Annotated in this window: 11 protein-coding genes; 8 read left to right on the top strand and 3 right to left on the bottom strand. The window is 64.2% G+C overall.

Going from position 1 to position 13369, the window contains the following annotated elements; genetic code table 11:
- Positions 1 to 388 precede the first annotated feature (388 nt).
- The 5 genes from K0P03_RS07080 (at position 389) to K0P03_RS07060 (ending at position 7191) form a co-directional block, all read left to right on the top strand.
- Positions 389 to 4207: a vitamin B12-dependent ribonucleotide reductase gene (locus K0P03_RS07080; RefSeq protein WP_272789211.1), complete on the top strand. Its 3819-nt coding sequence runs from the start codon at positions 389 to 391 to the stop codon at positions 4205 to 4207.
- Positions 4208 to 5001: 794 nt separating this feature from the next.
- A complete protein-coding gene (locus K0P03_RS07075) occupies positions 5002 to 5994 on the top strand; it encodes an endonuclease/exonuclease/phosphatase family protein (RefSeq protein WP_272789210.1) in 993 nt (330 codons plus the stop codon).
- Positions 5995 to 6056: 62 nt separating this feature from the next.
- Positions 6057 to 6227 (top strand): hypothetical protein, encoded by a 171-nt coding sequence (locus K0P03_RS07070; RefSeq protein ID WP_023513763.1) that lies wholly within the window; start codon positions 6057 to 6059, stop codon positions 6225 to 6227.
- Positions 6228 to 6276: 49 nt separating this feature from the next.
- Positions 6277 to 6915: an alpha/beta hydrolase family protein gene (locus K0P03_RS07065; protein WP_272789209.1), complete on the top strand. Its 639-nt coding sequence runs from the start codon at positions 6277 to 6279 to the stop codon at positions 6913 to 6915.
- A gap of 99 nt (positions 6916 to 7014) precedes the next feature.
- Entirely contained in the window at positions 7015 to 7191 is a 177-nt protein-coding gene (locus K0P03_RS07060; protein ID WP_272789208.1) for a hypothetical protein, read from the top strand.
- A gap of 111 nt (positions 7192 to 7302) precedes the next feature.
- Here the strand turns inward: K0P03_RS07060 and K0P03_RS07055 are convergent, their stop codons facing one another.
- Positions 7303 to 8247, bottom strand: a complete 945-nt coding sequence (locus K0P03_RS07055; protein WP_272789207.1) for an alpha/beta fold hydrolase — start codon at positions 8245 to 8247, stop codon at positions 7303 to 7305.
- A 265-nt stretch (positions 8248 to 8512) separates the two neighbouring features.
- Here K0P03_RS07055 and K0P03_RS07050 point away from each other — a divergent pair, with 265 nt between their 5' ends.
- On the top strand, positions 8513 to 8830 hold the full coding sequence (locus K0P03_RS07050) for a DUF1883 domain-containing protein (protein ID WP_050743084.1): 318 nt from the start codon (positions 8513 to 8515) through the stop codon (positions 8828 to 8830).
- Between the two features lie 15 nt (positions 8831 to 8845).
- On the opposite strand, the gene K0P03_RS07045 is transcribed toward K0P03_RS07050, so the two are convergent.
- Both K0P03_RS07045 and K0P03_RS07040 read right to left on the bottom strand, forming a co-directional pair.
- Complete coding sequence (locus K0P03_RS07045; protein ID WP_130520924.1) at positions 8846 to 10153, bottom strand: replication-associated recombination protein A; 1308 nt, start codon at positions 10151 to 10153, stop codon at positions 8846 to 8848.
- Positions 10150 to 11553, bottom strand: coding sequence for a DegQ family serine endoprotease (locus tag K0P03_RS07040; protein ID WP_272789206.1), 1404 nt, complete (start codon positions 11551 to 11553; stop codon positions 10150 to 10152). Before K0P03_RS07040 ends, K0P03_RS07045 begins: the two co-directional genes overlap by 4 nt.
- Before the next feature lie 205 nt (positions 11554 to 11758).
- On the opposite strand from K0P03_RS07040, the gene msrP reads away from it, so the two are divergent.
- On the top strand, positions 11759 to 12697 hold the full coding sequence (msrP, locus tag K0P03_RS07035) for a protein-methionine-sulfoxide reductase catalytic subunit MsrP (protein ID WP_272789205.1): 939 nt from the start codon (positions 11759 to 11761) through the stop codon (positions 12695 to 12697).
- On the top strand, positions 12697 to 13353 hold the full coding sequence (gene msrQ / locus K0P03_RS07030) for a protein-methionine-sulfoxide reductase heme-binding subunit MsrQ (RefSeq protein ID WP_272789204.1): 657 nt from the start codon (positions 12697 to 12699) through the stop codon (positions 13351 to 13353). Before msrP ends, msrQ begins: the two co-directional genes overlap by 1 nt.
- The last annotated feature ends 16 nt before the right edge of the window (positions 13354 to 13369 follow it).

The following is a 13369-nucleotide window of genomic DNA, read 5'->3' as shown; positions in this document are numbered from 1 at the left end:
TAAACCAGCCCTTGACGGGAATCGGCCAGATGAGGTTAATGAAATCCAAGTTGCGGCGGCGACTGGACCGTAGTGTTACGAGGTCGGTTCTCATCATGAAATCGCGTATCATGCGCATGTGGCCGGGTGGATGATCCGCTCGCTGCACGGGTTTTTTCGCGCTCGTTTTCCTGAGACGCCAACGCAGCCGACTGGGCTGGAAAAAAGAACCTGTTGATACTATATTTAGTATTTGCAGCCATACTCAGCACAAGATACAGGAGGCCGAGATCGATCGGCTTTCCCGCACGGACTGGACGATTTGGGCTGGCTGCAAGCAGTTGCGGCCGGACGGGGATAATTTGCGCCCTGTTTTGAGGCAGGATGCGGCAGCGAAGGACAACGGACAATGCGCATAGAACGTCGTTTCACCAAACCTGGCCAGTCGGCCTATGCGGAGATCGAATTCCGCAAGGCCACCAGCGAAATCAAGAACCCGGATGGTTCCATCGTCTTCCGCCTCGCGGATATCGACGTGCCGGCCCAGTTCTCCCAGGTCGCCGCCGACATCCTCGCGCAGAAATACTTCCGCAAGGCGGGCGTGCCTGCGCGCCTGAAGAAGGTCGAGGAAAACGACGTTCCCTCGTTCCTGTGGCGCTCCGTGCCGGATACCGAAGCCTTGAAGGCGCTCCCCGAAGGTGAGCGCTTCGGCTCGGAAACCGACGCGCGCCAGGTTTTTGACCGTCTCGCCGGCACCTGGACCTACTGGGGCTGGAAGGGCAAGTATTTCGCTTCCGAAGAAGACGCTGCCGCCTTCAAGGACGAACTCGCCTATATGCTCGCCACGCAGCGCGTCGCCCCGAACTCGCCGCAGTGGTTCAACACCGGCCTGCACTGGGCCTATGGCATCGACGGACCCGGCCAGGGCCATTTCTATGTCGACCCCTTCACGGGCAAGCTCGTCAAGTCCAAGTCCGCCTACGAGCATCCCCAGCCGCATGCCTGCTTCATCCAGTCGGTCGAGGACGACCTCGTCAACGAAAACGGCATCATGGACCTGTGGGTGCGTGAAGCCCGCCTGTTCAAGTACGGCTCGGGCACCGGCTCCAACTTCTCCCATCTGCGCGGCGAAGGCGAAAAGCTGTCGGGCGGCGGCCGCTCCTCCGGCCTGATGAGCTTCCTGAAGATCGGCGACCGTGCGGCGGGCGCCATCAAGTCCGGCGGCACGACGCGCCGTGCGGCCAAGATGGTCGTGGTCGATATCGATCACCCGGATATCGAGGCCTACATCAACTGGAAGGTCAAGGAAGAGCAGAAGGTTGCGGCCCTCGTCACCGGCTCGAAGATCGTCGCCGGCCACCTCAAGGCCATCATGAAGGCCTGCGTCAACTGCTCGGCCGAGGGCGACCGTTGCTACGACCCGGCGGAAAACCCGGCCCTCAAGCGCGAAATCCGCGCTGCCAAGAAGAGCCAGGTTCCGGAAAACTACATCAAGCGCGTCATCCAGTTCGCCAAGCAGGGCTACAAGGACCTCGAGTTCAAGACCTACGATACGGACTGGGATTCGGAAGCCTACCTCACCGTCTCCGGCCAGAACTCCAACAACTCGGTTTCGCTGAAGGACGACTTCCTGCGCGCCGTGGAGAATGACGGCGACTGGAACCTCACCGCCCGCAAGGACGGCAAGGTCATGAAGACGCTGAAGGCCCGCGACCTCTGGGAGCAGATCTCCTACGCCGCCTGGGCGTCGGCCGATCCGGGCCTGCACTTCAACACGACGATGAACGACTGGCACACATCGCCGGCCGCGGGCCCGATCCGCGCCTCGAACCCGTGCTCGGAATACATGTTCCTCGACGACACCGCCTGCAACCTCGCCTCACTGAACCTGCTTCAGTTCAAGGATGCGGCCACCAAGAACATCAACATCGCCGACTACGAACACGCCGTCCGCCTCTGGACCATCGTGCTCGAAGTCTCGGTCATGATGGCGCAGTTTCCCTCGCGCCAGATCGCCGAGCGCTCCTACGAGTACCGCACGCTCGGCCTCGGCTACGCCAATATCGGCGGCCTCCTGATGTCCTCGGGCATTCCGTACGATTCGACGGAAGGCCGCGCCATTGCCGGTGCGCTGACCGCCATCATGACGGGCGTCTCCTATGCGACCTCCGCCGAAATGGCGAGCGAGCTCGGCCCGTTCCCGAACTTCGAGCCGAACCGCGACAACATGCTGCGCGTCATGCGCAACCACCGTCGTGCCGCCTATGGCGAAACCACCGGCTATGAGGCCCTCTCGGTCAACCCGGTCGCCCTCATTCATGGCGAGTGCCCGGACCAGACCCTGATCGTCCACGCCAAGGCTGCCTGGGACAAGGCCGTCGACCTCGGCGAAAAGCACGGCTACCGCAACGCCCAGACGACCGTCATCGCGCCGACCGGCACGATCGGCCTCGTCATGGACTGCGACACGACCGGCATCGAGCCCGACTTCGCGCTGGTGAAATTCAAGAAGCTCGCCGGCGGCGGTTACTTCAAGATCATCAACCGCGCCGTTCCGGAAGCGCTGCGCACGCTCGGCTATTCGGAAAGCCAGATCGCCGAGATCGAGGCCTATGCGGTCGGCCATGGCAACTTCAATCAGGCGCCCGCCGTCAACCCCGGCTCTCTGAAGGCCAAGGGTTTTCCGGATGACAAGATCGAAGCCGTCAATGCCGGCCTGAAGTCCGCCTTCGACATCAAGTTCGCCTTCAACCAGTGGACGCTCGGCGCCGACTTCCTGAAGGACGTGCTGAAGGTCTCGGACGAGCAGCTTTCCGACATGTCCTTCAACCTCCTGGAGCATATCGGCTTCTCGAAGAAGGACATCGAAGCCGCCAACATCCACGTTTGCGGTGCGATGACCCTCGAAGGCGCGCCCTTCCTCAAGAAGGAGCACCTGCCGGTCTTCGATTGCGCCAATCCCTGCGGTAAGATCGGCAAGCGCTACCTCTCGGTCGAAAGCCACATCCGCATGATGGCGGCCGCCCAGCCGTTCATCTCGGGCGCCATTTCCAAGACGATCAACATGCCGAACGAGGCGACCGTCGAGGATTGCAAGAACGCCTACATGCTCTCCTGGAAGCTCGCGCTGAAGGCCAACGCCCTCTACCGCGACGGTTCCAAGCTGTCCCAGCCGCTCAACGCCTCGCTGATCGAGGACGAGAACGACGAGGACGATGCAGTGGAAGCCCTGGTCGCCGCTCCGGCGGCTGCCCAGGCCGTCACGGTCACCGAAAAGATCGTCGAGCGCATCATCGAGCGCGTCGTGCGCGACCGGGAAAAACTGCCGAACCGCCGCCAGGGTTACACCCAGAAGGCCGTCGTCGGCGGTCACAAGGTCTATCTGCGCACCGGCGAATTCGGCGACGGCCGCCTCGGCGAGATCTTCATCGACATGCACAAGGAAGGCGCCGCCTTCCGTGCGATGATGAACAATTTCGCCATCGCCATCTCGCTGGGTCTCCAGTACGGCGTGCCGCTTGAGGAGTACGTGGAGGCCTTCACCTTCACCAAGTTCGAGCCGGCCGGCATGGTCCAGGGCAACGACGCGATCAAGAACGCGACGTCGATCCTCGACTACGTCTTCCGCGAACTCGCCGTTTCCTATCTCGGCCGTCACGACCTCGCGCATGTCGACCAGTCGGACTTCTCGAACACGGCGCTCGGCAAGGGCATCCAGGAAGGCAAGACCAACCCGTTCTCGACCGGCTGGACGCGCGGCCACAAGCCGACGCTGATCCAGGGCGGCCAGGGCGGCGAGCGCCAGCTCTCCGAGCCGAAGGGCGCGGCCACCGCCGCCCCCGCCAAGGCGTCTTCCGGCAGCAACGTCACCTCGTTCGCCGGCAATGCCGCCCGCAAGATCGAGCCGACGACGGCGATCTCCACCCACGAAATCGTCGCCTTCAAGCGCGATTACGAGGAGCGCGCGACTGAGCTTGCGGAAGAAATCGCCGAAGAGGTCGCGGATGAAGGCGCCCAGAGCGTCACCGCCCTCTTCTCCGACAAGGCCGCCGCCGAAGCCGCCAGCGCCAAGGCCGATGCCAAGAAGCTGGAAAACGAACGCCGCATGCGCTCCATCGCGCAGGGCTACACCGGCAACATGTGCTCGGAGTGCCAGAACTTCACGATGGTGCGCAACGGCACCTGCGAGAAGTGCGACACCTGCGGCGCGACAAGCGGCTGCAGCTAAGGCTGCCGGCACAGGCCAATAACGAAACACGGTACCCCGGCAGTTTGCCGGGGTATTTTTTTGCCCGACCTTCGCAGAAAACCCGCCCCCGCATTTTCCCCGCCTCCTTCATTCGTGCCTACAATCCCCCATCCCGCCACGGATACACCGCGAGGCGTCGTGGCGAGGCGGGGTCGGCGCTTTTGGCGAGGGACGGACGTAGGCCGTCGCCCAAGGGGCCTGCGGAAAATGGTCTCCCTCCGGCGACACGGGGGAAGCGGCGGGCGTCGGACCGAGCCTTCCGCTTCATGCCCCGAACGGCGCGCCGGGCGTGCCTGTGCGGCACACAAGGGGGCCGGTCTGGCGGATGCGTCGGCATCGTCCGCCGGGATGAGACCGTCCGGAAGGCAAAACCTTCCGTCCGTGATTGCCATGGCGAGCGATGGCGGATGACAGAACGGAAACGGCCTCCTTCCGGAAACCGGCGAACACCATCCATCGCCCCGGCCTTTGCAGAGAGACCGGAGTTGCGGGCAAAAACCGCTGAACGGGGCGCTGAAGGCGCCATACACATACTTTCAGATGCGGCACCTTCCAGCGCCCCGTCCGAAACACCAGGCAAAATCCGGCTCCCATGCGCGGGAATGCCGACGTGCGTTTTCGCGCGAGCGCTGGCCGCCGACGCAAACTTTTCCGCGCCTGCACGCGCCGCCTTCCACGATATCATTGCCGTCACGGGATGCGCAGGGTACATGCAATCCTCCCGTTACGGGAATCGACCTGACCCGAATCCCGTGATGCAGAAGGAACAGTCGATGCCGATAGCACCGCGCCGTGGGCCGATTGCCCTGACGTACCGCGTGCTCGTCCTGCCGGGCGTCATTGCCTATCTCTTCGCCGTCAGCATCGTCGTGCTGGCCGCCGACCGGTTCTGGCTCGTCGATCTCCTCACCTTCGCCTGGCCCTATATCATCGCCGCCGGCAGCCTGCTTGTCGTTGCGGCGCTGGTGACGCGCCGCATGAAGGCGATCGTGATCGCGGGGGTCGGCCTTGCGGTGGCGCTGATCCCCGCCGCCGACGTGCCGACCGCCCGCACCTCTGTCGCCACCGGCGGCCTGAAGGTGCTGACCGCCAATCTCTTCGTGGAGAACGAAGAGGATCCGGCCGTCTTCATCGCACTGCTGCGCGCGGAAAAGCCCGATATCGTCGTTCTGGAAGAGACGACCGCGCGCTGGGAGCAGGCCCTGTCCGCGGCCGGCCTCTATCCCTACGAAAGCAGCTCGGATGCGCGCGAGCGCGATGCCATCAAGGTCTTCTCCAGCCTGCCGATCCGCGCGGAGACCGAGCTGAAACGTGCCTTTACCGAGGAGCGCGCCTACAAGCAGCCGCTGCGAATGGAACTGGACATGCGCGGCAAGCCGCTCTTCCTCTATGCCTTCCATCCCGAAACACCGCGCCGGCTCTGGCAGTGGCGCGATCGCAATGCCTATCTTTCGGCCGCTGCCGATGCGGTGCGCGGCGATCTCGAAAGAGCGCCGGTCATCGTCGCGGGCGACTGGAACACGCCGACCTGGTCGCCCTTCTTCCGCACCTTCCTCAAGCAGGCCGGCCTTGCCTCCACCGCGGGCGGCTGGCTGCAGCCCGCCACGCGGTTCAGCCAGAGAATCGAGACGGTCGCCTATATCGGGGCGTCGATCGACCATATCGCCGTCTCCCCGGATATCTCGGTGCGGGCGCGCCGCGTCGGCCCGAACTTCGGGTCCAACCACCTGCCCGTCATCGCCGAACTGGCGCTACCGGAAAACTGACCCCTCGCCCGGGTGGAAAAACACCCTATCTTAGGCGCAGGCCACTTTGAGGGAGACCAACCATGCCGACGGAAAAGGACAGTCCCAGAGCATCGCTCGAGGAAGAGCGCGCCCGGCAGAAGCGGAAGACGGCCGAAGCCGAGCAGGACGACTATCTGGAAGAGGCGCTGGAAGAAACCTTTCCCGCCAGCGATCCCATCGCTCCGGGCGACGCAAGGGACCACGCCAAGTGAACGGCGGGGCGTCCATGCCCCGCCCCGACCAGGAAGAACCCGACCAGCAATGAGCACACCCTTTCTCTTCACGGGCCCGGAAGACGCTGCCGTTACCCTGCTTCTTGCCCATGGCAGCGGCGCGCCGATGGATTCGGCGGCAATGAATGCGGCAGCCGATGCCCTCGCCGCCGAGGGCCTGCGCGTCGCGCGCTTCGAATTTTCCTACATGGCGGCGCGCCGCAGCCAGGGCAGCCGCCGGCCGCCACCGAAGGCAGAAACGCTGAACCCGGAATTTCGCGCCGCCGTCGCCGATCTGGCGGCAAAGGGACGGCTGGTCATCGGCGGCAAATCGATGGGCGGACGCATCGCCAGCATGGTGGCGGATGATCTTTTCGCCGGGGGCCGAATCGCCGGCCTCGTTTGCCTCGGTTATCCGTTCCACCCGCCGGAAAAACCTGCGCAACTGCGCACGGCGCATCTGATGACGCTGGCAACGCCGGCGCTGATCTGCCAGGGCACGCGCGATCCCTTCGGCACCCGGGACGAGGTTGCCGCCTACAATCTTCCGGAGCGCATCCGCCTTCTCTGGCTGGAGGACGGCGACCACGACCTGAAGCCGCGCAAGAGCGTTTCCGGCTTTTCCGCCGCCGACCACCTCGCCACCATGGCGAAGACCGTGAAGGCCTTCACGGAGACGCTGGCATAGGTCCTGTTCCGCATGGAACAGCGCGCAGAACCGTCCCATGCGAAGGTTCGGTCACTGGATGGAACGAACCATCCCAACCGAACCAGAAGGGACACCGATATGCGCAACCTCCTCCTTGCCGCCGCCATCGCCTTTACCGCCGTCGCAAGCTTCGCAGCTCCGTCGCAGGCCGGTTACTACGGCTATGACTACCAGCCGGCCTGCTTCATCAAGAAGATCAAGACCTACGACTACTACGGCAACCTGATCATCAAACGCGTCCGCGTCTGCCACTAGCCGGCGCCCCCGATCTGGGGTCGATCGATGTGCGGCCGCCGCTGGCAGACGGCCTCACGGACGCGAAGAAGCCCGGATGCGTTCCCATGCATCCGGGCTTCTCGTCTTCGATTATTCGCCGTTCACCTGCCCGGCCCAGCTTTGCGTGATACTCTGACCGTCGAGGAAAGGCAGGGCCGTGCTGACGAGTGCGGGTGCTGCAAAGATCTCGTAATGCGTCAGCCCCGGCAGGATGGCGAGACGGTTCTTTGACATGTGCTCCCGCATCCAGCCCGCATCCTTCAGCCCGCCGCCGAGTTTCTGGTAGAATTCGACGATGTGTTCCGGGCGGATCATGTCGCTGTCGCCGAAGACCAGCATGACGGGCATGGCGAGCTTGGCCACCGCATCCGATGCGTCGTAGTCCACCCGCATCGCCGCCCCCATGGCATCGAGCAGTTTCGGGAACGCGGAAACATCGGGCGCAACGGCGGCATAGGACTTGTACATCGGCGTCTCCTTCATCATCTCGGCCATGGCCCCGGACACCGCCGCCTGCTGCGGCAGCATTTCCGGGAAGAAGCCGTTCCTGGCGAAGGGTGCGGAGGCGATGACGAGACGGCGCACTCTGTCCGGCGCGACGGCGGCCATGTGCAGCGCGACGCCGCCGCCGAAGGAATAGCCGAGCACATCGACCTTGTCGTAGCCGAGCTTTTCGACAAGCTCGGCCATGTCGGCGCCGATGGCAGGAAGGTCGATCGGCCGCGTGCCGAGCGGCGTGCGGCCATGGCCCTGCAGATCGACGCCGATCACCTGGCGCTTCTCCTGCAGCGTCTTGAGGTTGGCGCCGAACATCTCGATCTGACCGAGGCCGCCATGCAGCAGGAGCAGCGGCTCGCCCTCGCCGCGGATCTCGTAATAGTAATCGATGCCGTTCACGGTCAGGTGGCCGGCCTTGTCCGGTTTGCCGGCTTCGCCCTGCAGCGGGTTTTCGGATACCGTCTCCGCCTGCGCCGCAAGGGGGGCGAAGGCGGCAAGGGCGGCGGTCAGAAGGGTTATGATGGTCATCTTCGGCATGTCTGTCTCCTCGGGTTCCCGCCGGCGGCCCCGCCGGCGTCATGCACCAAGGACGCGGCGGGATGCTTCACCCCGACAGCACGAAAAAAATTTCAGAAGATGCCTGAGAGGATGATTCAAGTGCCTGCCGGATTGAATCCGCTTTCGGCGTCAACGATTTGAAAAGGCTTCTTTATTTTCGGAAGAGGTACCGGGTCGCCGCGGAAGGGAACGTTAACCCGGGCATGCGAACATTAGCGCCAAACCAGATACACCCGGGCAGACCATGGCACACAGCTTCTCCTACACGCACTACGATCTCGACATGCAGCGTGCCGGGACGGTGATCGAGATCACGCTTTCGGCCATCGCCAATGTGCGACTGATGAGCCACGGCAATTTCGACCTGTTCAAGAATGCCCGCCAGCACAAGTTCCTGGGTGGCGTCGCCAAGCAGTCCCCGGTCCGGCTGAAAATTCCGGACAACGGCCACTGGCATGTGGTGGTCGACATGGAGGGGCATCCCGGCAAGGCCGAATCGTCGATCAAGGTCGTGCCGGCCGCACCGCAAAAGCCCGTGCAGCGCTTCAGCGCCGCCTCCTGACGGGCGCTGCGGTCGTCAGCCCCGCTCCCGGCGCAACTTCGCCCACCATTCCAGCCGCTTCTTCAGCTCGCGTTCGAAGCCGCGCTCGGGCGGGTCGTAGAAGGTTTTCCGGCCCATCTTCTCCGGGAAATAGTCCTGCCCGGAAAAGGCATCCGGCTCATCGTGATCGTAGCGATATCCATCGCCATACCCTTCGCCCTTCATCAGCTTGGTCGGCGCGTTGAGGATGTGTTTGGGCGGTAGCAGCGAGCCGTTCTCCTTTGCCGCACGCATCGCCGATTTGTAGGCGACATAGACCGCATTCGATTTCGGCGCGGTGGCGAGGTAGATACAGGCCTGCGCCAGCGCCAGCTCTCCCTCCGGCGAGCCGAGGAAATCATAGGCATCCTTGGCGGCATTGCAGACGGCGAGTGCCTGCGGATCGGCAAGGCCGATATCCTCCACCGCCATGCGCACCATGCGGCGGCAAAGAAACAGCGGATCCTCGCCGGCATCCAGCATGCGGGTCAGATAATAGAGCGCCGCATCCGGATCGGAACCACGCACCGCCTTATGCAGCGCGGAGATGAGATTGTAGTGGCCGTCCTGCGACTTGTCATAGACCGGGGCGCGGCGCTGGACGATACGGAAGAGATCGTCCTGCCCGAAGGTCTCGCCGGAACGCGCGGCGCGCCATACCTCCTCGGCAAGCGTCAGCACCGCCCGCCCGTCGCCGTCGGCCATGCGCAGCAGCGAAGCACGCGCTTCCTCGTCGAGTGGCAGCGGCTTCTCCTCGACCACCTCGGCGCGCTTCAGCAGCTCTTCGAGGCTCTCCTCGTCATGCGGCTTGAAGGTGAGCACGCGGGCGCGGGAGAGAAGCGCGGCGTTGAGTTCGAAGGACGGATTCTCCGTCGTCGCGCCGACGAGCACGATGGTGCCGTCCTCCATGACCGGCAGGAAGCTGTCCTGCTGGGCACGGTTGAAGCGATGGATCTCGTCGACGAAGAGCAGGGTCTGGCGCCCGCCCATACGGCGTTGCCGGGCGGATTCGAAAACCTTCTTGAGATCGGCGACGCCGGAGAAGATGGCGGAGATCTGCTCGAAGGCGAGACCGGTCTCGCCGGAAAGCAGCCGCGCCACCGTCGTCTTGCCGGTGCCGGGCGGCCCCCAGAAGATCATCGAGCCGAGCGAGCCGGCCTCGATCATGCGCGACAGCACGCCGTCGGGCCCCGTCAGATGGTCCTGCCCGGAGACTTCGCCCAGCGTGCGGGGACGCAGCCGATCGGCCAGGGGCCGTTTTGCCGCCATCTCCTCGGGTTCACGCGGGGCGAAGAGGTCACTCATCGGAAGAACTGGCGAATGCGCTGGCCGTCACGCTCGATCTCGACGCGCCAGATGGACGGGTCCTCGGTGACGAGCGAGGCGAGGATTTCGGTGGAGGCGACTTCGGTGCCGTTGAGCGCAATGATGATGTCGCGCGGCTGGAGACCGATGCGCGCTGCCGGCGAGCCGCGATTGACCTCGGTAACGACGACGCCCGTCGTGGTCCGGTTGGTCGGCATGCGCAGGTCTTCGGCCACGCGCGGCGAAAGGTTGGCGACGATCGCGCCGGAGAAGGGGTTGCGCCCCTCGATCAGCCGCTCGTCGCGCGGCGTCGTCTCGGGCGCACGGTCGAGCGAGAGCGTCAGCTCCTCCTCCTTGCCATTGGCGACGACCGTGATGCGCGCCGTGCCGCCAATGCCGACCGTGGTGAGGCGATAGCCGAGGGCGTCGGGATGTTCGACGGGAACACCATTGACGGCGGTGACGACCTGCCCCGGCTTCATGCCCGCCTTCTCCGCCGGGCTGCCGGCCTGCACCTGCGAAACCAGCGCACCACGGGCACGATCGAGGCCAAGCGCCTCGGCAACCTCGGAGGTCACGGGATCGAAGGTGGCCCCGATGAAGGGGCGATCGAAGGTGGAGCTGCCGTTTTCGGCACTAGCGATGAAGGTCTTCACCAGATTGGCCGGAATGGCGAAACCGACGCCGTTCGAGCCGCCGCCGCGCGAGAAGATCGCGGTGTTGATGCCGATCAGCTCGCCGTTCATGTTGATGAGGCCGCCGCCGGAATTGCCGGGATTGATCGAAGCGTCCGTCTGGATGAAGAAGCCGAAATCGCCGGAACGGACCTGGTTGCGGGCGAGCGCCGAGACGATGCCGCTCGTCACCGTCTGGCCGACGCCGAACGGATTGCCGATGGCAAGCACCAGGTCGCCGACCTGCACCGCGTCGCTGTCGCCGAGCGGCAGCGCGGTGAAATCCACATCCGCCTTGATCTTCAGGACGGCAAGGTCGACGCGCTCGTCCTTCAGCACCACGGTGCTCTCATATTCACGGCCGTCCGCGAGCGCGATCTTGATATCGCTCGCCCCCTCGATGACATGGTTGTTCGTCACGACGATGCCCTTGGCCCCGACGATGACGCCCGACCCGAGCGAGGATTGCTTTTCGCTGCGATTCGGCATGCGCTGGCCGAAGAACTCCTCGAAGAAGGGATCGCCGTCGAAGATCGAGCGGCGCTCGACGACGCGCTCGGCGTAGACATTGACCACCGCGTTTTCGACCTGCTTGACCAGCGGCGCGAAGGAGAGCTGCATTTCCGTGCGCGATTGCGGCACGGTGCGCTCCTCGGCCCTTGCGGGCGCCGCAAGGGCGAGAGCAAAGGCAAGCGGGGCGGCAAGCAGGATGCGGACGTTCGGCATGGACGAGTCTCCTTCGTTTCTGCGTCACGATCAGATAGGATTTCGCGGGAAAAAAGGCAAACCGCGTGGCGGCGCGTCGATCGCGGCGATCTCACGCAGCGCGCACGAAAATGTGGTCACTGCAAATCTTTCGCCGCCGTTGAAACAACACGGACCGCGTTTACGTAGGTACCAGGGAAAACAACGCAACAGATCGAGCCCCGCCATGTCTCTCTACCGCCCGCCCCGCATCCCCGCGTCGCAGATCACGCCGGAACGCTGTTTCCTCGGGCGCCGCTCGTTTCTGGCGGCGGCGGGCGGAGCGCTCCTGGCATCCGGCGCCCCCGCCTTCGCGGAAGCGCTGAAGGCGTCGAAATCGCCCTATGCGGTGGACGAGGCACTGACGCCCGAAAAGGATGTGACCAGCTACAACAACTTCTATGAGTTCGGCTTGGGCAAGGGCGACCCGCTCGCCAACTCGGAAAAGTTCAAACCGACGCCCTGGACGGTGAAGGTCGACGGGCTCGTCGGCAAGCCGAAGGAATTCGGGTTGGAAGAGCTGCTTTCCCTGCCGCTGGAAGATCGGGTCTACCGCATGCGCTGCGTGGAGGCATGGTCGATGGTCATTCCCTGGGTCGGCTTTCCGCTCTCCGCGCTGCTCGACAAGGTGGAGCCGCTTGGCGACGCAAAATACGTCGCCTTCGAAACAATCGTCCGGCCTGAGGAAATGCCCGGCCAATCCGGCTATTTCCAGTCGCTGCCCTGGCCCTATGTCGAGGGGTTGAGACTGGACGAGGCACGCCACCCGCTGGCGATCCTCTCCGTCGGCGTCTACGGCAAGACGTTGCCGAATCAGAACGGCGCGCCGATCCGCCTCGTCGTGCCGTGGAAGTACGGCTTCAAGGGCATCAAGTCGATCGTCAAGATCACGCTCACCGACAAGCAGCCGCCCTCCACCTGGAACCTCGCCGCGCCGAGCGAATATGGCTTCTATGCCAATGTGAACCCGGAGGTCGATCATCCACGCTGGAGCCAGGCAAGCGAAAACCGCATCGGCGAAGGCGGCTTCTTCGGCGCCAACCGGCGGCCGACCCTGCCCTTCAACGGCTATGCCGAGGAGGTTTCCGGTCTTTACAGCGGTATGGATCTCAGGGCGAACTACTGATGGCGAGCCTGCCCACCCTGCCCCGCAAATACCACGCGGCCTCGATCTGGCTGCTGTATGCCGTCGGTCTCCTGCCGGCGGCCTGGGGCTTCTGGCTCGGCGCAACGGGGCGCCTGCCCGGCAATCCGGTCAAGGAATTCGAGCACCTGCTCGGCCTCTGGGCGCTGCGCTTCTTCATCGCCACGCTCGCCATCACGCCTATCCGCGATCTCTTCGCCATCAATTGGGTGCGCTACCGCCGGGCGCTCGGGCTCCTGGCGTTCTGGTACGTGCTGATGCACTTCCTCACCTACATGCTGCTCGACCAGTATCTGAATTTCCCGGCGATTCTCGTCGACATCGCCAAGCGGCCCTTCATCACCATCGGCATGGCCGCCTTCGCGCTGCTCATTCCACTGGCGTTGACGTCCAACAACTGGTCAATCCGTCGGCTCGGCATGCGCTGGGTGAAGCTGCACAGGCTGGTCTATGTCATCGCCGCCGCCGGTGCGCTGCATTTCGCCATGTCGGTGAAGGTCGTGGGGCTGGAGCCCTGGACCTATATCGGACTTGTGGCGCTGCTTCTCCTCTATCGGCTGGTGCGGCCGATGATCCGCGGCGGCAGAGGCGGAAAGGCACGCGCCTCCGCATTTCGCGGGCAGGAGCGCTCGGCTTGAGGCTTGCCGTGTGACA

The sequence above is a fragment of the Shinella sp. HY16 genome, assembly GCF_028534175.1.
GTDB lineage: Bacteria > Pseudomonadota > Alphaproteobacteria > Rhizobiales > Rhizobiaceae > Shinella.
Note: the sequence above shows the minus strand (reverse complement) of the source record. Positions and strands in the feature narration are given on the sequence as shown.